A 21025-nucleotide genomic window follows, 5' to 3' on the forward strand; every position below is an offset into this window, starting at 1 on the left:
ATCGCTTCAGGAGGCGTAGTTAGAAATCATGGAATCGGCAGCGCTCCCGGGGGCGGTTCACCTCGCCGCACTGACGTCTTCCGGCGGCTCCACGTAGTACCCCGAATAAGTATCCACGAAGCAGAGGTGATCGTGGACCGCTTTAACGCCGGCGGTGTTCTCGGCGAGAACGATGGCCGCCTTGCGCGTGCTGTCGTCGAAGATGACGCCATGGAGATGAACGACGCCGTTGCGCACGGTGACCTGGAAGCCGGCGGGCCGCCAATCGGTGCCCTGAATCTGACGCAGGATACGATCGCGGATATGCTGGTCGTCAGCGGTCGGGTCGGGGATTTCTTTGGCAAGGCTCGCGACCGCCTGAAGGATGTTGGCGCGCGTGATGATGCCGACGAGCATCTTGCCGCTCATCACCGGCAGGCGCTTCACGCGCGTCTTTTCCATGATGCGCACGAGCTCGTCCAAGGGCGTCTGCTCGTCCACCGTGATCGGATCCGGCGTCATGACGTCTTCGACGTGACGCCCGCGTTCATGCACGAAATCGATCGCCGCGCGGCCGGGCCCGGCGAAGAACTGCAGCCAACCTGCGCGTCGGCGTTCGGTGCCGATCTCGCCGCGGCGAAGGAAGTCGCTCTCGGAGACGATGCCCTTGAGCATACCATCCTCGCCCATCACCGGCAGGCCGCTCAGGCGACAGCGCAGCATGATATTGGCGGCATCCATGATGGATGCATGAGGGCTGACGGTGATGACGTCCCTGGTCATGATCTGGTGGGCGCGCATGGCATCTGTCTCGAATCTAATGCGACATCAGCGTCGGCACAGTCATCGAGCGCAGCATCTCGCGCGTGACCCCGCCGAGCACGGTTTCCTTGAGGCGCGAATGCCCGTAGCCGCCCATCACCAGGAGATCGAGCGACTCGTCGGCCGCGAGCGACAGGATGCCCGGCTGGATCTCGGCATCATCCCCCCTGAGCGAGGTCAGATGGACCGCGACGCCGACATGCGCCAGGTATCGCGCGAGATGGGTCGGCGACGCCTCGCTCGGCACGTTGTCGTCTTCGTTGACGGTGATGACCGTCAGCGTCTCTGCCGCCTTGAGGAACGGCATGGCGTCATGCAAGGCGCGCGCCGCAACGCGGCTGCCATCCCAGCAGATGCCGATCCGCTTTGCCCTCAAGGCGCCCTTGAATGTGTAAGGCATGAATAGCACCGGGCCGCCGGCCTCGAACAGGGTTTTTTGGGCGAGGTTGTTGTCGAAGGTGTCGCGATCGACCTCGGGCTGCGACACGATCGTCAGGTCGTGCAGCCGCGCGGCCGCGCCGACGATCTCGACCGCCTCGCCCGGAGGCGCGCTGAGGGCGCGACAGCGGTAGGTGATGCCTGCATTCCTGGCCTGCGCCTCGAACATGCGCAACGCGCCGTCAGCGCGCTCGAACGCGCGCTGACGCTCGATCTCATAGATCGAGCCGATCGCGGCGCCACCTTCCGCCGTCATCGGTATGCTGCTTGCCTCGTAGCCTATCGCCAGCGCTTCAAGTTCGGCTTTGGACGTGGCCGCGAGCGATATCGAGCCATCGGCGACCGGACGCGTCGACAATTCCGTGGGCACCAGCACCAGAATGTTCTTGTACATGAATCTCTCCCTGATGACGGACGAAAGCCGCCTGCGGGCGCTTCCCGTCGTTGGCGAACTCACTATGTCAGCGCAGTTTCCTCCCTTTGTTGACCCACATCAAAGGGCGTTCGGTCTCCCTTCTTTATTGGTTCACGGCCAGTTTGCAGAGGCAAGGGTGGATCGACATGGGACGCGTTGCGTTGGTTACGGGCGGCGTTCGGGGCATTGGCGCCGCGATCGCCCGGGCGCTTCAATCGGAAGGTTACCGCGTGGCGGCGACCTATGCCGGCAATAACAAGGCGGCCGAGGCGTTTCACGCTGAAACAGCTATACCGGTGTTTCAATGGGACGTCGGCGATTTCACCGCCTGCGGCGCCGGCGTGAAGCGGGTGGAAGCCGCGCTCGGTCCGATCGACATTCTCGTCAACAATGCCGGCATCGTGCGCGACAGCAGCCTGCAGAAGATGACGAAGGCGCAATGGGACGCGGTGATCAATACCGACCTCAACGCCTTGTTCAACATGTGCCGATCCGTGATCGAGGGCATGCGGTCGCGCAAGTTCGGCCGCATCGTCAACATCGCCTCGATCAACGGCCAGAAGGGCCAGTTCGGACAGACCAATTATTCGGCCGCGAAGGCCGGCGAGCTTGGCTTCACGCGGGCGCTTGCGCTCGAGAGCGCGAAGGTCGGCATCACCGTCAACGCGATCTGTCCCGGCTATACCCACACCGAGATGCTGGGTGCGGTCTCGCCGGAGGTCATGAAGGATGTGATCCTGCCGCAGATTCCGGTCGGCAGGCTCGGTCGGCCCGAGGAGATCGCGCGCGGTCGTCTTTCTCGCCGCCGACGAGGCCGGCTTCATCACCGGCTCGACGCTGTCGATTAATGGCGGCCAATATATGAGCTGAGCCATCGAACACCATCACTGACGCAAGGAGAAGCAATGTCCAGCTCTGCGACACGAACTACGACCGCGACGCATGCGCATGCGGTCGTTTGGATCGATCATCTCACCGCAAAGATCTTCTCGATGGGCCTCACGGGCGTGGATTCCATCGTGGTGCCGGCGCATCTGTCCTCGACCCATCTTCACCACAAGGCCAACAGCATCGGCTCAGGCAAGGTCGAGAGTGATCCCGCTTTCCTGGTCAGCGTGGGGCAGGTGCTGCAGAATTGCACCGACGTCCTGATCATGGGGCCGGGGAACGAGAAGACCGAGCTGCTGCATCATCTGCAGGACACCTACCCGAACATCATCCTTCGCGTCGAGGCGAGTGATCACCCGACCGACAAGGAGATCATCGCCCGCGGGAAGGAATTTTTCGGCTTCGCGTGAATTTGGAGCGCGCTGCGGACCTCACTTCTCCCGCTTGAGGGAGAGGTCGCTGCGCCTTGGCGTAGCGGGTGAGGGCTCTCTCCACTCAGGGCATCCCAATGCGGAGACACCCTCACCCCAGCCCTCTCCCGCAAGCGGGAGAGGGAGTGCAGCATCCGTTGCGGATGCAATTCATCACGCTCCCGTCGAGCGCCGTCGGCGGCGCGTTGGTGGCGAGCTCGGCAGCAATCATGCCGAAGCGCGTTCGATGGCCGGTTTCGACGATCAGCATCACTGCGTTGCCGCTGACCACGCTGCTCCCGGCAAAGAGCGCGTTGCTTGCTTCAGCGGGCAGGGTGCCGCGCATGGCGCGGTGGTCTTGCTCGCCGGAAACGGGTCGCCCGTCATCAAGGCCTCGTTGACCTGCAGTTCGTGCACGTCCAGCACGATTCCGTCCGCGGGCACGAGGTCTCCGGTGCGGAGGTGAACGACGTCGCCCGGCACCAGCTCGCTGACGGGAAGGGAGACGATAGCCCCGTCGCGCACGACGTCGGCCTGGATCGCCACCGACTGCCGCAACGCTTCGGCGGTCAGTTCGGCGCGGTGCTCCTGGACGATGTCGAGCGTTAAGGACATGCCGATCACGAGCACGATGATGACGAAACTGCCGATGTCGCCGCTCATGCCTGAAATGGCCGCAGCCGCAATCAGGATTGCGACCAGTGGATTGAGAATGCGCTGAACGATCTTCTTAAGGATCGATTGGCTCTGTGACAGCTGCATCAAGTTCGGGCCGAGCCGCGCCAGCCTGTCCTTTGCGTCGGCCTGCGCAAGCCCGCTTCGCTGCGAAGACAGAGACAGCAGGAGCGTCTCGGTCGGCGTGCGCCAGAACGCCTCTGGTTTCGGTTCGGAGCGAGACAGGATACCCATGGGCGCTCGCTGCATGCGGTTCGGACCGCCCGATCCATACGGGAGGCCGTGGCAAACCAGTTTGACGCAGCTCAAACCGTCGCTGGCGGCACTAGCGTAAATGGAGTCAATGGAGGTTGCCAGGCCATGGATTCCAAAGTCGTTCCATTCGACCCGGTCAAGCCGCCATTGCAAGTCGGCGCGACGGTCCCCGCGGTACCAGCACCGTCCGAGCCGGTATCGGCGTTCGACGTGATCGATCACCTCGCCCATGCCATGATCGCCCGCTGGACTGGTGGCCTGTCTCCCGCCGCGCTTACGCTGGCGTTGCTCGACTGGCAGCTCCATTTGGGGATCTCGCCGGGCAAGCAGTTGACGCTTGCACGGGATGCTATCCGCGACGCGATGCAGTTTTTCGAGACACTCGCGAACCCGCATCCGGTCTATCGCACCTGGGGCCTGATCGCGCCGGCGCCGGCCGACCGGCGGTTTTCCGAGCCGGACTGGGAATTGCCGGCCTTCAACATGCTGGCGCAGGCGTTCCTGCTGACCGAGCAGTGGTGGCAATCGGCCACCACCGATGTCCATGGCGTGGCGCGGCAGGATGCGGCGATTGCGGATTTCGCGATCCGGCAGTGGCTGGACGTGCTGGCGCCGACGAATTTCGCGCTGACCAATCCCGAAGTGCTGCGCAAGATCATGGAGACCGGCGGCGGCAATTTCGTCGGCGGCCTGCACAATTGGCTGGAGGATTGGAAGGCGCTGGTGACCGGTCACGGGCCGGAACATAGGTTCGTCGTTGGACAGAACGTCGCTGTCACCAAGGGCAAGGTGGTCTACCGCAACGAATTGATCGAGCTGATCCAGTATTCGCCGACCACATCGCAAGTCCGGCCTGAGCCGATCCTGATCGTGCCGGCCTGGATCATGAAATATTACATCCTCGATCTGTCGCCGCACAATTCGCTGGTGCGTTTCCTGGTCGAGAGCGGCTTTACCGTGTTCATGATCTCCTGGCGCAACCCGACGCCCGAGGACCGCAACATCAGTCTCGAGGACTATCGCCGGCTCGGCGTCGATGCCGCTTTCGAGGCTATCGGCCGGATCGTCCCCGGCCAGCCCATTCACGCCACCGGCTATTGCCTCGGCGGCACGCTGTTGTCGATCGCGGCGGCGCGGCTGAGCAAGGAGAAGCCGGACTGCCTGGGCACCGTGACGCTGCTGGCCGCGCAGACCGACTTCACCGAGGCCGGCGAACTCACGCTCTTCATCAACGAAAGCCAGGTCTCGTTCCTCGAGGATATGATGTGGCAGCGCGGCGTGCTCGAGACCACGCAGATGGCCGGCGCCTTTCAGATGCTGCGTTCCAACGACCTGATCTGGTCGCGGATGATCCGTGACTACCTGATCGGAGAGCGGCAGCCGCTCAGCGACCTGATGGCATGGAATGCGGATGCAACACGCATGCCCTATCGGATGCATTCGGAATATCTCCGCCAGCTCTTCCTCGACAACGAACTTGCCGAAGGGCGTTATCGCGTCGACGGCAAGCCGATCTCGCTGTCCGATCTGCATGCGCCGATGTTCGTCGTCGGTACGCTTCGCGATCACGTCGCTCCCTGGAAATCGACCTTCAAGATCCATTTCCTCGCCGATGCCGATACGACGTTCGTGCTCACGAACGGCGGACACAATGCCGGCGTCGTCGCAGCTCCCAACGAGCCGTGGCATTCCTACCAGGTCCTGACCAAGCTGAAGGACGGGCTCTACGTCGGGCCGGATGAATGGCTGAAGGTCGCGCCAAAGCGCGAAGGCTCCTGGTGGCACGAATGGGTCGCGTTCCTGAATGCCCATTCCGGCGAACCGGTTGCGCCGCCACCCATGGGCGGCGCCGGCAAGGACGCCAACGCGCTGGAGGATGCGCCCGGCCGATACGTGCTGCAGCACTAGCGCTTTCGTCCACGATGCGGGCCCCGCGTCACCTCGCCCCGCTTGCGGGGAGAGGTCGAAATTCAAGCTGAGCTTGAATTTCGGGTGAGGGGGAGTCTCCGCGAGTCCGTCTATCACCGTCCGCCTGGAGAAAGCCCCTCACCCCGACCCTCTCCCCGTAAGAACGGGGAGAGGAGAAGGACCGTCATCGTTTCGATCTAATCCTCTGGCGCGGCCCGCCGCGGAAGACATCGCACGCTCCGCTCCAGCGTTTCCTCCGGAGTCCCCGACGCATCCACGAGCGCCCAATCGACGACGCCGGTGTCGATGCTGTCCTGAAACAGCGCCACGTCCTGGGTTGCATCGGAGGCGTCATTCCGGCGTGCGCCGATGCGTGCGAGGCGGACGGCGGTCTCGGCAACAAGGAATATCCCGAAGAAATCGACGCCGCAGGAGGCCGCAAGCGGGCGAAGCTGGTTTCGCTCGTCTTCCTTCAGGAACGCTGCGTCGACCAGCGCGGAAAATCCCTGCGCCAGCATAGCTCGCGCGCGATCGAGCATTGCGTCATAAACGCGCTCGGACGTTCCGGGCGCGTACGCCGACTCGGGGAGCTTGACCAGGGGGTCGACTCCGAAGATCTCCTTGCGGATCACGTCCGAGCGCAGCAGCACCGCGCCGGGTGCAGGCTGGACCAGTCCGGCGATGGCGCGTGCCAGCACGCTCTTGCCGGTGCCTGAGCGGCCGCCGACCGCGATCAGCGACGGCTTTCCCGGCGCGATCAGCTTGCGTGCGAGTTCGAAATACGACTGCGCATCCGACAGCACGGCGGCGCCGCCGCCTTGCGCATGCTTGGTCAGGAGCACGTTGGCTCTGATTGCCGCGCGGATGGACAGGAACAGCGGCAGCAAGGCAAGCGCGCCGGCGTTCTGCTGCCACGTGGCCTGCAGATAGGAGTTCAACAGCCGGTTCGCGGCAGCACGGTTGCCGAAATGCAAGAGGTCCATCAGCGGAAAGGCGAGGTCATAGAGCACATCCGTGGTGGCGATGACGGGGTCGAATTCGATCGCATCGAACAGGCGCGGCTTGCCATCGATCATCACGATGTTGCCGAGATGCGCGTCGCCATGGCATCGGCGCACCCTACGAGCGGCGGCGCGCTGCTTGAGAAGCACCTTGTTCTTGGTGAGCAGATCGCAGCTCAGCAGATGCAGGCGCTCGACCTCGGCGCTTGCAAGTGCGGGATGGCTGCGAAACGCTGTCGTGTTGCGCTCGATGATGCCGGGGAGCGAGGCGAGCCAGGTCTCGCCATCCGAAACCGGTGCGCTGTCGTGGGACGCGGCGATCGCCTCGGCCAGCGGTTCGGCGAGTTCTGGCGTGATCTCGCCTCGTGCCGCCAGATGGTCGAGCGTCTGGTTCTCGTCGAACCGCGCCATCTCGACCGCCCACTCGATGACGTCTCCCTTGCCGCCGATTTCGGGGCCAGCTTCGCCTTCCGTGATCGGTACCACGCCGCGATAGATTTCCGGCGCGAAACGCCGATTGATGGCGATCTCCTCCTCGCAGGCGTGCTTGCGTTTGTCGAGCGAGGAGTAATCCAGATAGGGCAGCCGCACCGCACGCTTGACCTTGTAGACGCGGTCGGGCTTCAGGAACACGATCGAGCCGTGCGTGTCGATGCGACGGGTACCATGCCCGCCGGACGGCTTGCCGAGAAAATCCAGCACGCGGTCCTGGTCGGTCGTGCCTTGATGCGAGGACGGTGGCGTCATGGCCGCAGCACCGCCGCGCCGACCAGATTGCCACTGCGCAGGTGCGCCAGCGCCTCATTGGCCTGATCCAGAGGAAAGGTGGTCGTCGTCGTCTTGATGTTCGCCTCGCGCGCCACTTTCAGAAAATCCCTGCCGTCCTGGCGTGTCAGATTGGCGACCGAGACGATCTGCCGCTCCTCCCAGAGAATATCATAGGGAAAGGACGGAATGTCCGACATGTGGATGCCGGCGCAGACCACGCGGCCGCCTTTGCGTAACGCACGCAAGGCTTGCGGCACCAAGGCGCCAACTGGCGCATAGATGATGGCGGCGTCGAGTTCGGCCGGCGGCCTGTCGCCGGAAGCGCCCGCCCAATCGGCGCCAAGCGACAGAGCGAGTTGTTGCGCCTCCGTATCGCCGTCGCGCGTGAAGGCGAAGATCTCGCGGCCTTGCCAGCGCGCGACCTGAGCGATGACGTGGCCCGCCGCGCCGAAGCCGTAGATGCCGAGGCGCTTGCCGTCGCCGGCCATCATCAGCGAGCGCCAGCCGATCAGGCCGGCGCAGAGCAGCGGCGCCAGCGCGACATCGTCGCCGTCCTCGCCGAGCGGAAAGCAATAGCGCGCATCGGCGATCAGGTGGCTCGCAAATCCGCCATCGCGGGTGTAGCCGGTGAAGCGCGGATGGTCGCAGAGATTCTCCTTGCCCTCGCGGCAATAAGGGCAGGTGCCACAGGTGAAGCCGAGCCAGGGCACGCCGACGCGCGCACCTGGCGCGAGGCCGTCAACGCCTTCGCCGAGCAGATCGACCCGGCCGACGACCTCGTGACCGGGAATGATGGGATAACGGATGTCAGGCAATTCGCCGTCGACGACATGCAGGTCGGTGCGGCAGACGCCGCAGGCGGAGATCTTGACGCGCACCTCGCCCGGTCCGGGCGACGGATCGGGCCGCTGCTCACGCACGAGCGGCGTGTTGGGGGCCTGAAGGACCATGGCGTACATCAACAACACCTCTCTGAGGCCTCAAGGGAAACGTTGGTTCCAGTCTGCCGCGCATACTCCGGGTCTCGCTTGATTTCGCTCAACGCCCGTCCTTCGGACAGGCCGTAAAGTTCCAGCGCCAGTTCGGCTTACATAGGAGGCAATCATGATCAAGCCTATGGTGCCCGTGACCACTGATCGCAATGTCGCCCGTCGCGAAGCCAATCCATTCGCGTACCTGCAGCAGGAAATCGATCACCCGTTCGAAGGCCTTTCCCGCAACTTCCCGGCCTTCGCCGCGGCCGGCAGAAGCCTGCCGAGCATGGATGTCAGCGAGACCGACAAGGCGATCGAGATCACGGCGGAACTTCCCGGTCTCGAGCAGAAGGACGTCGAGCTCAATCTCACCGACAACCTTCTCACCATTCGCGGCGAAAAGAAGAACGAGCGCGAGGAGAAGAGCAAGGATTACCACCTGGTCGAGCGAAGCTTCGGCTCGTTCGCGCGCTCCGTCGAATTGCCGCCGGGTGTGAAAGCGGAAGATATCTCCGCTGAGATCTCCAAGGGCGTCCTCAAGGTGACCGTGCGCAAGCCCGAGCCGAAGCAAAGCAAGCAGATCGAGATCAAGACGACGTCGTGATCCGGAAGGTAGGGGCGACGGAGGCGGGCTAGACGTCGTCAAACCGGCTCCGTCATTCCGGGCGATGCGCAGCTTCGAACCAGGAATCCATTTCACCACTTGCGCACGCGGCATAATGGATTGCGGGCGCGCGCGTTGCGCGCCCCGGAATGACGAGTCGCTGGAATCGCTGAACGTTGCGCTATATGCTGCAGCGCGATGATCGATGGTACAGGCGAAGTTCTTATCCTTACCGGTCCGCCAGGATCGGGAAAGACAACCACGGCAAAAATCCTTGCCCACGAGCCGGGTATGCCCAAGGTGCATCTTCATGCCGACGATTTCTGGCATTTCATCAAGCACGGTGCGATTCCGCCCTATCTGCCGGAGGCGCACGAGCAGAATCGGAGCGTGGTTCGTATCCTCGCAAACGTGGCGGAGGGATACGCCAGAAGCGGCTATTTTGTTCTCCTGGATGGCATTTTCGGGCCGTGGTTCCTGGAACACTTCCACGCACTCAGGGGCACTCTGCACTACATCGTTCTCAGGCCCCCGCTTGAGATTGCCATCCAACGCTGTCGCGCGCGCGGAGGCGATACACTGACCGATGCGGAACAGATCACGGTGATGCATCAGCAATTCTGCTCGTTGGGAGATCTCGAACGGCATGTACTCCAAACCGACGGATATGACCCGGAACTGACAGCGCGCGAGGTGAGCAGGGCGGTGCAGAGCGGAGCGTTCCGATTGCCTGGATGATGGGGTGCTGTGCTGGAACGATGATTGCCGGGCCGCGGCACTCTTCACCGTTCTCGGCGTTGTAGCGCTGGGACTTGCGCAGTCCGCATCCAACAGCAATACGGAGCAAGCATGGCTGTCGAGACGGAACTGAAATTCCGCGTCGCCGCGCGCGACCTCAAATCTCTCGCCGGCTGGCGCATTCCCGGTGGAAAAATGGGTGAGCGATCAGACAGCGATCTTGTCTCGACCTATTTCGATACCGGGAAACACAAGCTGAAGAGTCGCGGTCTGACACTGCGCGTGCGGCAAAACGGCAGCACGAACATCCAGACGATCAAGTCGGCGAACGGCGCGCAGTTTGGCCGAGGCGAATGGGAAGCGGAGATCAAGGACGACGCGCCGGACCTTCGTGAGGTCGACGACACGCCGCTCGAGCCGCTCGCCACCGGCAAGCTACGCCGTAAGCTGAAGCCTGTGTTCAAGACATCGGTTCATCGCACCATCGTTCCGGTCCGGACCCGCAGGAGTGAGATCGAACTCGCCATCGATCGGGGAAAGATCGTTGCGGGTCACCGTGCGAGCCCTATCGAGGAACTCGAACTTGAGCTGAAAAGCGGCCGGCTCGCTGACCTGTTCCGTATTGCCAGAGCGATCGAGCAACGGTTGGGAGCCGAACTCGACTTGCGATCAAAATCGGACCGCGGCTATGGCCTCGCCGAGGGCAGGGAGGAACAGGTCGTTTTCGCCGAGCCGATCGAGCTCCCCGCCGACATGACGGCGGGCGAGGCATTCCGGGTCATCGCCCGCGCGACGGTTCGTCATTTCTCTGGAAATGCGGATGCGGTCCGCAATCTTGACGCGGAAGGTGTTCATCAGATGCGGGTGGGTCTCCGCAGACTCCGCGCGGCGATCTCGCTGTTTTCGAAGGTGCTGCCTGGTGCCGGGACGGGAGCCGCCAAGCGCGAGCTGAAGTGGCTCACGGCTGAGCTCGCGCCTGCGCGCGAAATCGACGTGTTCATCAGCGAGCAGGTCGAGCCGGTCACGCACGACCGCGCGCTGAGCCGCGGCGGCAAGGCCATCAAGGACGAGTTCGACGAGAAGCGCGCCCATGCCCTTACACGGGCGAAGAGGGCGGTGAGCTCGATACGGTTCCGCAGGCTGCTGGTCGACACGCTGGAGTGGGTCGAGTCGAAGCCGCCTTCGGCGAACGAGCATATGGACGTTCCGATCGAAAAATTTGCGGCTGACGTCTTGCACCGTCGCACCAGGAAGGCGCGCAAGCAAGGCCAGCACCTTGACCGCCTGTCGCCGCGCGCGCGGCATAAGCTCCGGATCAGGATCAAGAAGATCAGGTATGCGGTGGACTTCTTTAAGTCGCTTTTTCCGGCCAAGCGCGAGCAGAAGAGACTTAAACGCCTGTCCGGCCATCTCAAGAAGATCCAGGATGCGCTTGGCGCGCTGAACGACTTTGTTGCGCATCGGAAGATGGCCATGGCAGCAGCGCTGCAGGCGCCGCGCGAGAACAGGCGCGCCCGCGCACTTGCGGCCGGCGTGGTGGTTGGCCGGGAGGACAAGGCGATCAGGCCGCTGATGAAGGTCGCCCTCAAGGAGGCGCAACGGCTGCAAGTGGCGTGAAGCCGACGGCGTCTATGTCGATTTGCCCGGCGTCGCGCGTTTGCTGCCGGCGATCTCCGCTTCCCATCCGAACACCGAGCGGCCGCCGAGCGCGGGCGATCGGTTGCGCTCTTGCGCGACGAACGCATCGAAGGATGGGCCGGTTGCGGTTCGCTCCAAGAGGCGCGCCTGACTGTCGAGGCGCTTCAATGCCTGCATCTCCTCGTCGCGGCCAAGGCTCGCCTGCTGCACGGCGGATTTCAGCACGCGGATGGTCTCGTCATAGACCTTGATCGGCACCGGATAGGGATGGCGGTCCTTGCCGCCATGGGCCAGCGAAAACCGCGCGGGATCCTTGAACCGGTAGGGCGCGCCGTGGACGACCTCGGCGACCATCGCGAGCGACTGCACGGTGCGCGCGCCGACGCCCGGCGTCAGCAGCAATTCCGGAAAATCGCGCGGGCCGCATTCGGCGGCCGCCGCCAGCGTGCCGTGCAGGCGGCGCGTGAACACGTCGCTGGCGCGGACGTCGTGATGCGCGGGCATGATCAGATGCGGCAGCTCCGGCTGCGCCTCGGGCTGCTTCGACAGCGCGGCATATTCGCGCGCGATGCCGTCGGGCCCAAGCGCGCCGAGCAGATCGAGCTGCGCCGCGCGCGATTGTTCGGCGCGATGATCGGTCAGGTTGATGATCTCGCCCTGCGCGGGACCATCGATGGCGCTGTGCGGCTCGTCGACGAAGCTCTTCAGAGTTTCGGAATGCCAGTGATAGCGGCGCGCCTGCCGCTTGTCGCCGTTCATGCCCTGCTGCACCACGGTCCACTTGCCGTCCTCGGTGACGAAGAACCCGTGCAGATAAAGCTCGAAGCCGTCCTGGACGGCGGCGCTATCGACCTTGGCCACCAGCCGGCTGGCACGCGTCAGCGCGACGCCATCGAAGCCGGTGCGTTCGCCGAGCGCGGTCAACTCGTCCGGCGTGCGGCGCGAGTTGCTGCCGCGGCCGCCGCAGACATAGATGCCAAGCTCGTCTTGCAGCGGCGCGAGCCCGCGCTTCAATGCGCCGATCACCGAGGTGGTGATTCCAGAGGAATGCCAGTCCATCCCCATCACCGCGCCGAAGGATTGGAACCAGAACGGATGGGCGAGCCGCTGCAGGAACTCCTCGCGCCCGTAATGGTGGACGATCGCCTGCGTGATGATCGCGCCGAGCGTGGACATGCGCTGGCCGAGCCACGCGGGCACGCGCCCGTTATGGAGCGGAAGATCGGCGCTACCGGTTCGTCGTGCCATGAGGCTCCTGGTGCTGAATCAGGTGGAGTATAGCAGTTCTTGCTTCACCTCTCCCATAGGGAGAGGTGATCGAAGCGTCCCTCGCGACTAGTCCCGCATCGTGCGCAACGTAATGGAATAGCGCGGCGCTTCGACCGCTGGGATGCTGTGCTCCCAGATTTGTCTCGCCTCGCCCGAGAGCAGGTAGATCGATCGGGGCTGCGCCTCCAAGGTGAAACGTTCCCACTTGTCGCCGGCCGGGCGGCGGAAGCGGAACTTGCACGGCGATCCCAGCGACAGGCCGAAGACCCGCTCGTAATGCGGCTTGTCGCGATGCCAGCCGATGCCGACGCCGGTCTCGTATTCGGTGCAGAGCGCCTGGGCGATCTCGGTCCGTGGCCCGCCGAAGGCCTCAACCTGCTCGATCAAGGGGCGGAGCCAGTCCGGGATGAAATCGGCCTCGCGCATCCGGCGCTCCGTATAGTCGTAGCGGAAGCCGAACGAGGCCACCCGCCGCTTGCCCTGATATTGGCCGAACTGGAACGGTTGCAGCGGCAGCGCAGCGATGCGCGCGATCAATTCCCGCTCGACGTCAGGCGAAATGAAATCGGCGGCATAGCGCAATCCCTCCGGCGCTGATGACGCGGAGAAATTGTCGGCAAAGAGGGCGAGCTGCTCGGTCAAGCCGGCGGTCCTTATCTCGGCCTGCAGGGGCACCACCTAAATATAGGGCGGAGCAGCGCGACATGAAGGGGCGCGGGTAGCATCGCCGGACCAGGCGCGATGGCCCTTCACGCGGGCGTGCGTTACTCCGCGGCCATCTCCTGCGCACCGCCGAGCAGTTTCACATTGAGCCGGCCGCCGGCGAACAGCATGTCGTCGAGCGCCTCGTCGATGTCGGCCGACATCACCGACTTGCCGCCGTCGCGGGCGATGCTGGCCTGTGCGAGGCGCCGCATCAGCTCCTTGATGAAGGCGGCGCTGACGCCGTCCGTGCGCCGCACCGCTTCATCGACGGTGGTCTCCTCAAGCGGCAGGTTCTTGCCATAGAGCCGCACGAGCTTGCCGCGCCCGATCGCATCCGGCAGCGGCACCTCGATCGCCTGGTCGATGCGGCCGGGCCGGCCGGCCAGCGCGCTTTCGAGCTCCTCGGGTCGGTTGGTGGTGAGCACGAACAGGATGTCGGCATCCTCCTTCAACCCATCCATCTCGTTAAGCAGCTTGTTGAGCAGCGATTCCTCGCACGGGCCCATCAGCTCGCGGTCGGTGGCGATCAGGTCGACGTCCTCGATCACGACCATCGTCGGCTGCAGCAGCCGCGCCAGATTCATGTAGGCTTCGAGCAGCCCGATCTGTTCGGCGGTGATGATCAGTGTCGTATGTCCCGGCAGGTTGGTGGCGAGGTAGCGGATGGTGTGAGTCTTCCCGGTGCCCGGCGGTCCATAAAGCAGGATGCCCTTGCGCGTCGACTGGCCAAGCCGGCGCAACGCGTCGCGGCTGCCGACAAAGTTCAGGACGTTGCGCTCAAGCAGTCTCAGGGTCGGTTCGTGCAGGATAACGGCCTCGCGATCGACCGGCGGCAACCGGTGCACAGTTACGCCCCTTGAACGTCCGCGATACTCGGCCCCGCTGTCGAGCGAAAGAATCTTGCCGCGATAGGAGCGTGCTGTCTGCACCGCTTGCTCGAGTTCCGAAAAACAGCGCTGAACGAAGGTGTCGCCGGCCGCGCCGGTCGGCACCGCGATCTCGATTCGGATCGCGTCCTCGTTGCGGGATTCGCGATAAATGGACAGCAGCACCGCGTAGCGAAGCTCGCCGGCGCGGCACAGCCACAATCCGTTGTTAAGACATTTCACCGCCGCCGGCTCACCGACATCGACTTCATAATATTGCGGCGGAGCGATCACCGGCGCATTGCGCCCGTCGTTCATCAATCCCGCAAAAGTCAGCGTCTCGTAGCGATATTCTTCGTGAACGCCGAAGAAGTGGATCGGTGAGGAGAGCAGTCGATCCAGCGCGACCTGAACGTCCGCACGCATGTGACCCGGAAAGCCGCGCGCCCGCGTCACGAGCTGGTTGCGTGGAATGCCCGCAAAATGCCAATCGATCGCGACGTATGTGTATCTGAATTCTTCGCCCTGCAATTTTTCGGATGCATCCCTTGCCGCGAGCAGGCAGTCGCTGCAGAGGCAGGCAATCTTGTCGTCGAGTTGCACCTCCTGCACCGGCGGCGGCGCGCCGCACAGATCGCAGGGACCGCTGGTCCTTACCGCTTCGCTGGTAATCTGAAGATCATGCCCGGCTGCGTTGATGCGCTGTTGCGCTGTTTTCCATAGCGCTGCCGCGACCCGGGACGGATAGGGGCCACAGGTGGCGTTGCCCTGCTGGTCGATCTCGGCCGCGAACAGGATGGCCTCCCGCTCCGACTTGCCGAACACGGCGCGCAAAAGCTCTCTGACGAACTCTCGAGGCGTCTCGTTATCGTTGTGGAAGACAAATTGAAACGATTCGGCGCCGGTATACCCGTCGTCCATGAAATACCTCTTGCGCGCAACTTAAGATCGAAAGAACAAAAAAAGAACATCATGAAACCTGCCGTTCGTCAAGCAGGCCAAACTGGAAAATGTTGGGAGCGCTTCGCTGGAGAGCCATTCGACACATCTTCGGCAGATTGACGGCGCACAGACCGCGATACCGATTCGCCGTTGCGCGCGGCCGCGCTTGTGAACTGCCTCTCTCTGCCGCTTGATCAAATCGGCGGGCATGGTCCATAAGCGGCGCCTTGCGACCGGCGGTTCGGTTGCTTCGAAGTGGTGCAGAGGGAATTGCGTGGCAAAGATTCATCAGCAGATTGCGCAGGAGCTTGGCGTGCGCGAGCAGCAGGTCGAGGCGGCCGTCACGCTGCTCGACGGCGGCGCCACGGTGCCGTTCATTGCCCGCTATCGCAAGGAATTGACCGGCGCGCTCGATGACGCGCAATTGCGCACGCTGGAAGAACGGCTGACCTATCTGCGCGAACTCGAGGAGCGCCGCACCGCGATCCTCAATTCGATCCGCGAGCAGGGCAAGCTCGACGCCGCGCTCGAAGCGCAGATCATGGCTGCCGACAACAAGGCGCGTCTCGAGGATATCTATCTTCCCTACAAGCCGAAGCGTCGCACCAAGGCCGAGATCGCCAAGGAGGCCGGGCTCGAACCGTTGTCCGAGCTGTTGATAACGCAGCCGCAGCATGATCCGAAAGCGCAGGCGGCAGCCTTTGTCGATGCCGACAAGGGTGTGGCCGACGTGGCCGCGGCGCTGGAAGGCGCGCGCGCGATCCTGGTCGAGCGCTTCGACGAGGATGCCGATCTGATCGGCGCGCTGCGCGAGGAGGTGTGGGCGAACGCGCGCATGGTCTCGACCGTGCGCAAGGGCAAGAAGACCGAGGGCGAAAAGTTCAAGGACTATTTCGACTTCAGCGAGCCGCTGCACAAGCTGCCGTCGCACCGCATCCTGGCGCTGTTCCGCGGCGAGAAGGAGGAGATTCTCGATCTGCAGATGCAGCCGGAGGCGGAGCCGCCGGTGGCCGGCGTGCCCAGCGCCTATGAACTGAAGATCATGAAGCGTTTCGCCATTTCCGATCTCGGCCGTCCCGGCGACAAATGGCTGATCGAAACCGTGCGTTGGGCCTGGCGCACCAAGATCCAGGTGCATCTCAACATCGACCTGCGCATGCGGCTGTGGACCGCGGCGGAGACCGAAGGCGTGCGCGTGTTCGCCTCCAACCTGCGCGACCTCCTGCTGGCGGCGCCCGCCGGTGCGCGCGTGACCATGGGGCTCGATCCCGGCTATCGCACCGGCGTCAAGGTCGCCGTCGTCGATGCGACCGGCAAGGTGCTGGCGACGACAGCGGTCTATCCGCATGAGCCGCAGCGGCAATGGGACGAGGCGCTCGCGACCCTGGGCAAGCTCGCGATTCAGCATCGCGTCAACCTGATTGCGATCGGTAACGGCACGGCCTCGCGCGAGACCGACAAGCTCGCGACCGAACTGGTGAAGCGGCTGCCGGACTTGAAGATGACGAAGATCGTCGTCTCCGAGGCCGGCGCTTCCGTCTATTCGGCTTCGGCCTATGCGTCCGAGGAACTGCCCGGGCTCGACGTCACCCTGCGCGGCGCGGTGTCGATCGCGCGGCGCCTGCAGGATCCGCTCGCCGAACTCGTGAAGATCGATCCCAAGGCGATCGGCGTCGGCCAGTATCAGCACGATCTCGGCGAGAGCAAGCTCGCACGCTCGCTCGACGCCGTCGTGGAAGACTGCGTGAATGCCGTCGGCGTCGACGTCAACACCGCCTCCGTGCCGCTGCTGTCGCGGGTGTCGGGCATCGGGCCCGGCTTGGCGCAAAGCATCGTGCAGCACCGCGACTCGAACGGCCCGTTCAAGTCGCGCAAGGCGCTGAAGGAGGTGCCGCGGCTGGGGCCGAAGGCCTTCGAGCAATGCGCGGGCTTCCTGCGCATCAACGACGGCGAGGATCCGCTCGATGCCTCGGGCGTGCACCCCGAGGCCTATCCGGTGGTGCGCCGGATTCTCACGGCGACCAAGAGCGATATCAAGGCGCTGATCGGCAACAGCGAGATCATGCGCCAGTTGAAGCCGCAGTCGTTCGTGGACGAGACCTTTGGTCTGCCGACGGTCACCGACATCCTGCGCGAACTGGAAAAGCCCGGCCGCGATCCCCGTCCGGCGTTCAAGGCCGCGGTGTTCAAGGAAGGCGTCGAGGAGATCAAGGACCTCAGAGTCGGCATGATCCTCGAGGGCACCGTCACCAATGTCGCCGCCTTCGGCGCCTTCGTCGATATCGGCGTGCATCAGGACGGTCTGGTGCACATCTCGGCGATGTCCAGGACCTTCATCAAGGATCCACGCGAGGTCGTCAAACCCGGCGACATCGTCAAGGTGAAGGTGCTCGACGTCGAAGTCGCCCGCAAGCGCATCGCGCTGACGCTGCGGCTCGATGATGAGACCGGCAAGAAGGATTCGAAGGGCTCGTCGAGCGACCGTGTTCGCGGGCCGATGACGTCCTCCGCCCCGCGCAAGCAAGAACAACCCGGCAACGCCTTCGCCGACGCCTTCCGCCGCGCCAGCGAGAAGAACGGCAAGCCGTTACGCTGAGCGGAACTGCTTAGTCTGGCACGGAAGCTAACTTCCGTGTCAGAATCTGTCGCCTTTGTCAGTTGAAGTCGAAGGAGCTTTTAGCTCTCCTGATCGTTCTCCTGTTGCGACGCGATGCGTCGCTGCAATTCAACCAGGGAGGAATCGGGATGAAGAGCAAGCTCGTCAATTCCCTTATCGCGGGTGCGCTCACGACCGCGCTTGCGTTCGCGTCGCCGGCCTTCGCTCGCGGTGGCTTCGGGGGCGGCGGCGGTGGCTTCCATGGCGGCGGCATGGGCGGCGGTTTTCACGGCGGCGGCATGGGCGGAGGCTTCCGCGGCGGTGGCATGGCCGGAGGTTTCCGCGGCGGCGGCTTCGGAGGCGGGATGCACGCCATAGGCGGAGGAACGCGCTTCGGCGGCATGGGTGGAGGGACGCGTTTCGCGAGCATTGGCGGAGGACCGCGTTTTGCTACCATCGGCGGAGCACCGCGTTTTGTGGGTGGGCGGTTTGCTGGTGCGCGGTTCGCGAATGCGAATGCTGCATTCGCGCCGCGCTTCGCGAGCCCCGGTTTTCGAGGCGCAGCTTTTCGAAGCGCAGCCTTCCGGCATGGCTTCCATAACCGCTTCTTCCGCAACCGCTTCAATCGCTTTGCGTTCATCGGCGTGCCCTTCGGCTACGCTGCCTACGCTGGCTACTACGACGACTGCTGGACCCAAGTGTGGACGGGCTATGGGCTGCAGTGGGTCAACGTCTGCGGGTACGACGGTTACTACTGACTGCCGAACCACGGTGTGATGAGCGCGACGCGGCACCTTCCGGCGCAGCCTCGCCGGGTGGGCCTTGGGTGACCGTCACATTCATGTGAGCCGTCCCGCGCAACCATCGGAGTACGATGAGCGTCTCTGACAAAGCCAGCTGCGCGACGTCCTGGACTGCAGGAACGCCGCGCGTTCGTGGCCAGTCATTCGGAAGAAGACCATGACGGCAGGTCATCGCCGCATTCTCGTCGTCGAGGACGACGCGGAAACTGCCGGCCAACTCGCCGAGCAACTCACGAGCAGCGGCTATGAGGTGGATCTGGCCGCGAGCGGCAACGAAGCCCTGCGGTGCGGCACGTCTCGCGATCATGCCGTGATCACGATCGACCGCATGCTTCCCGACATCGATGGCCTCACGGTCATGCGTCAATTGCGCGACGGTGGCGTCGCTGCTCCCTTCCTGATCATCAGCGCGCTCGGCGAGGTCGATGATCGGGTCCGTGGCCTGCGCGCCGGCGGCGATGATTATCTGGTCAAGCCCTTCTCCTTTGTCGAATTGCTGGCGCGGCTGGAAGCGCTTGGCCGGCGCAGCGAGACCATCGCCAAGGACACCATCCTGCGGGTCGGCGATCTCGCCATCGACCTGATCTCGCGCACCGCCAACCGCGGCGGCAAGGCCATTCCGCTGCTTCCGCGGGAATTCCAGCTTCTGGAGTATCTGGTCCGCAACGAAAACCGCGTTGTCTCCCGCGCGATGCTGCTGCAGCACGTGTGGGATCTCCACTTCGATCCCTCGACCAATATCATCGACGTCTATGTCGGACGCGTGCGGCGCAAGGTCGACGACCAGCAGGCCTATCCGTTGATCCATACCGTCCGCGGCATGGGGTACTGTCTCCGTGCTCCTGGCTGATACCCTGAGGTCGACGACCTTCAAGCTGGCGCTGGCCGCGATCGTGACCTTTGGCGTAATCGCCGCCGCCATCTTCGCCTATGTCTATCTGTCGACCGCCTCTTTCGTGCGCAGCCGATCAGATCAGGCCATCATGGCCGAATATTCCGGCCTGCTCGGCGCTTACGAGCGATCGGGACGCAAGGAATTGATTGAACTGATCCGAAACCGGGTGGCCGACAGCAGTTCCGCAGAAAAACTGTATCTTCTGGTCGATCATGCATCCGCCGTTCTCGCCGGGAATCTCGACAAATGGCCTTCGGCGGCCACGACTGCACAGGGATGGACGGAGTTTCATGCCCCTCGTGCGCCGGATGCCGCAAGCCAATCGCGGTTTCGTGCCATGTCTGCAACGCTGCCGGGCGGCGATCGTCTGCTGGTGGGAACTGATATCAGCGACCTCGACAGCTTTGCCGCCAAGATCTGGGCGGCGGTGATTGCAATCATTTTCCTGATGTTCGTGGTTGCGGTGGTGGCGAGCATCCTGGTCACGCAGCGGACAGTGGGACGAATAGAAGAAATCAACGCCACCAGCCGGGCCATCATGCAAAGCGGCCTCGACAAGCGCATTCCGCTGCGCGGCAGCCATGACGAATGGGATCGTGTGGCGGAGAATCTGAACCTGATGCTCGACCGCATCGAGGCCTTGATGGGAGACGTCAAGCAGGTGAGCGACAATGTCGCCCATGATCTGCGGACGCCGCTCACCCGGATGCGCGGACGGCTGGAGAAGGCCTATCACGGCGAACGTATCGGCGAGAAAGATCTAGCGCTGATCGGCGACACGATCGCGGACCTCGATGCCGTCCTGGGGATGTTCTCCTCGATCACGCGGATCGCGCATATCGAGACCCAGGTGCGCAAGGGTGCGTTTCGCAACGTGAACCTGGTCGAGATCGCAAGCGAGGTCGTCGAGCTCTATGACGCCGCGGCGGAGCGCGACGGTACCGATCTCTCCATCACTGGCGACCGCGAGGTGCGGGTGACCGGCGACCGCGATCTGTTGTTCGATGCCATCGCCAACCTCGTGGACAATGCCATCAAGCACGGTCGCGCCGGAGGCAAGATCGTCGTTGCCTGCGAAAACGTCGATGAGGAGGCCGTCATTGCGATCACCGATGACGGGCCCGGAATTCCTCCTGGCGAACGCGACCACGTCTTCAAGCGGTTTTACCGGCTCGAGCAGAGCCGCTACACGCCTGGAAACGGCCTTGGACTGAGCCTCGTCGCCGCCGTGGCCCACCTCCATGGCGCCCGGATCGAGCTGCTCGATCAGTCACCGGGTGTTCAGGTCAAGCTCTGGTTCTCAGCGCCAGCGAATTAGAGCATGATGAGATTAAGGTCGAGTTGGCGCCACGTCGGAAGTTGAGCAACCGGCGACATAGGTAACAGTTCAGACCGACGACATAGGTAACACAATTCTCGTTTCGTTCAGGTCTGTT

General features: G+C 63.7%; 17 protein-coding genes and 2 pseudogenes. 10 read left to right on the forward strand and 9 right to left on the reverse strand.

From position 1 onward, the window contains the following. Positions 1–57: 57 nt before the first annotated feature. Both AC5ZG1_RS34100 and AC5ZG1_RS34105 read right to left on the reverse strand, forming a co-directional pair. Positions 58–780, reverse strand: a complete 723-nt coding sequence (locus AC5ZG1_RS34100; RefSeq protein ID WP_456642551.1) for a CBS domain-containing protein — start codon at positions 778–780, stop codon at positions 58–60. A gap of 16 nt (positions 781–796) precedes the next feature. After that, positions 797–1633 carry a universal stress protein gene (locus AC5ZG1_RS34105; protein ID WP_456642552.1) on the reverse strand — a complete coding sequence of 279 codons (837 nt, stop codon included), beginning with the start codon at positions 1631–1633 and terminating at the stop codon, positions 797–799. 167 nt (positions 1634–1800) lie between these two features. Between AC5ZG1_RS34105 and phbB the strand changes: the two are divergent. Together phbB and AC5ZG1_RS34115 are read left to right on the forward strand one after the other, a co-directional pair. Beyond that, positions 1801–2524 (forward strand): annotated as a pseudogene (phbB, locus tag AC5ZG1_RS34110) (acetoacetyl-CoA reductase). A 35-nt stretch (positions 2525–2559) separates the two neighbouring features. Further along, the gene (locus tag AC5ZG1_RS34115; RefSeq protein WP_130228145.1) at positions 2560–2952 is read left to right on the forward strand and encodes a hypothetical protein; all 393 of its coding nucleotides are present in this window, start codon (positions 2560–2562) and stop codon (positions 2950–2952) included. 112 nt (positions 2953–3064) lie between these two features. Here AC5ZG1_RS34115 and AC5ZG1_RS34120 read toward each other — a convergent pair whose 3' ends face one another. Continuing rightward, positions 3065–3223 carry a hypothetical protein gene (locus AC5ZG1_RS34120; RefSeq protein WP_456642553.1) on the reverse strand — a complete coding sequence of 53 codons (159 nt, stop codon included), beginning with the start codon at positions 3221–3223 and terminating at the stop codon, positions 3065–3067. Then, positions 3223–4113, reverse strand: a complete 891-nt coding sequence (locus AC5ZG1_RS34125; protein ID WP_496135465.1) for a P-type ATPase actuator domain-containing protein — start codon at positions 4111–4113, stop codon at positions 3223–3225. The genes AC5ZG1_RS34120 and AC5ZG1_RS34125 overlap by 1 nt, the downstream gene beginning before the upstream one ends. Between AC5ZG1_RS34125 and AC5ZG1_RS34130 the strand changes: the two genes are divergently transcribed. Further along, a complete protein-coding gene (locus tag AC5ZG1_RS34130) occupies positions 4093–5790 on the forward strand; it encodes a PHA/PHB synthase family protein (protein WP_496135466.1) in 1698 nt (565 codons plus the stop codon). The genes AC5ZG1_RS34125 and AC5ZG1_RS34130 overlap by 21 nt on opposite strands. Positions 5791–5987: 197 nt before the next feature. On the opposite strand, the gene AC5ZG1_RS34135 is transcribed toward AC5ZG1_RS34130, so the two are convergent. Continuing rightward, complete coding sequence (locus AC5ZG1_RS34135) at positions 5988–7538, reverse strand: bifunctional aminoglycoside phosphotransferase/ATP-binding protein (protein ID WP_456642555.1); 1551 nt, start codon at positions 7536–7538, stop codon at positions 5988–5990. Continuing rightward, on the reverse strand, positions 7535–8518 hold the full coding sequence (locus AC5ZG1_RS34140) for a zinc-dependent alcohol dehydrogenase family protein (RefSeq protein ID WP_496135467.1): 984 nt from the start codon (positions 8516–8518) through the stop codon (positions 7535–7537). Before AC5ZG1_RS34140 ends, AC5ZG1_RS34135 begins: the two co-directional genes overlap by 4 nt. Positions 8519–8663: 145 nt before the next feature. Here AC5ZG1_RS34140 and AC5ZG1_RS34145 point away from each other — a divergent pair, with 145 nt between their 5' ends. The 3 genes from AC5ZG1_RS34145 to AC5ZG1_RS34155 all read left to right on the forward strand — a co-directional run bounded on the left by AC5ZG1_RS34145 (position 8664) and on the right by AC5ZG1_RS34155 (position 11492). Next, positions 8664–9137 (forward strand): Hsp20/alpha crystallin family protein, encoded by a 474-nt coding sequence (locus tag AC5ZG1_RS34145; RefSeq protein WP_496135469.1) that lies wholly within the window; start codon positions 8664–8666, stop codon positions 9135–9137. A 201-nt stretch (positions 9138–9338) separates the two neighbouring features. Beyond that, the gene (locus AC5ZG1_RS34150; protein WP_496135477.1) at positions 9339–9875 is read left to right on the forward strand and encodes an AAA family ATPase; all 537 of its coding nucleotides are present in this window, start codon (positions 9339–9341) and stop codon (positions 9873–9875) included. Positions 9876–9986: 111 nt separating this feature from the next. Then, a complete protein-coding gene (locus AC5ZG1_RS34155; RefSeq protein WP_456642559.1) occupies positions 9987–11492 on the forward strand; it encodes a CYTH and CHAD domain-containing protein in 1506 nt (501 codons plus the stop codon). Between the two features lie 12 nt (positions 11493–11504). Here AC5ZG1_RS34155 and AC5ZG1_RS34160 read toward each other — a convergent pair whose 3' ends face one another. From AC5ZG1_RS34160 to AC5ZG1_RS34170, 3 genes are all read right to left on the reverse strand, one after another. Further along, positions 11505–12761, reverse strand: coding sequence for a DUF763 domain-containing protein (locus AC5ZG1_RS34160; protein ID WP_496135470.1), 1257 nt, complete (start codon positions 12759–12761; stop codon positions 11505–11507). A gap of 87 nt (positions 12762–12848) precedes the next feature. Further along, positions 12849–13424: an alpha-ketoglutarate-dependent dioxygenase AlkB gene (locus AC5ZG1_RS34165; RefSeq protein ID WP_496135471.1), complete on the reverse strand. Its 576-nt coding sequence runs from the start codon at positions 13422–13424 to the stop codon at positions 12849–12851. Between the two features lie 122 nt (positions 13425–13546). Then, complete coding sequence (locus AC5ZG1_RS34170; protein WP_496135472.1) at positions 13547–15274, reverse strand: ATP-dependent Clp protease adaptor ClpS; 1728 nt, start codon at positions 15272–15274, stop codon at positions 13547–13549. Between the two features lie 295 nt (positions 15275–15569). Between AC5ZG1_RS34170 and AC5ZG1_RS34175 the strand changes: the two genes are divergently transcribed. The 4 genes and pseudogenes from AC5ZG1_RS34175 to AC5ZG1_RS34190 all read left to right on the forward strand — a co-directional run. Beyond that, the gene (locus tag AC5ZG1_RS34175) at positions 15570–17891 is read left to right on the forward strand and encodes a Tex family protein (RefSeq protein ID WP_496135473.1); all 2322 of its coding nucleotides are present in this window, start codon (positions 15570–15572) and stop codon (positions 17889–17891) included. 149 nt (positions 17892–18040) lie between these two features. Next, positions 18041–18649, forward strand: coding sequence for a hypothetical protein (locus AC5ZG1_RS34180; RefSeq protein ID WP_496135474.1), 609 nt, complete (start codon positions 18041–18043; stop codon positions 18647–18649). Between the two features lie 202 nt (positions 18650–18851). Next, positions 18852–19544 carry a response regulator transcription factor gene (locus AC5ZG1_RS34185; RefSeq protein ID WP_496135475.1) on the forward strand — a complete coding sequence of 231 codons (693 nt, stop codon included), beginning with the start codon at positions 18852–18854 and terminating at the stop codon, positions 19542–19544. 427 nt (positions 19545–19971) lie between these two features. Beyond that, positions 19972–20907: pseudogene (locus tag AC5ZG1_RS34190) on the forward strand (sensor histidine kinase); the annotation flags it as partial. Between the last annotated feature and the right edge of the window lie 118 nt (positions 20908–21025).

This window comes from Bradyrhizobium sp. Leo78 (assembly GCF_059512425.1).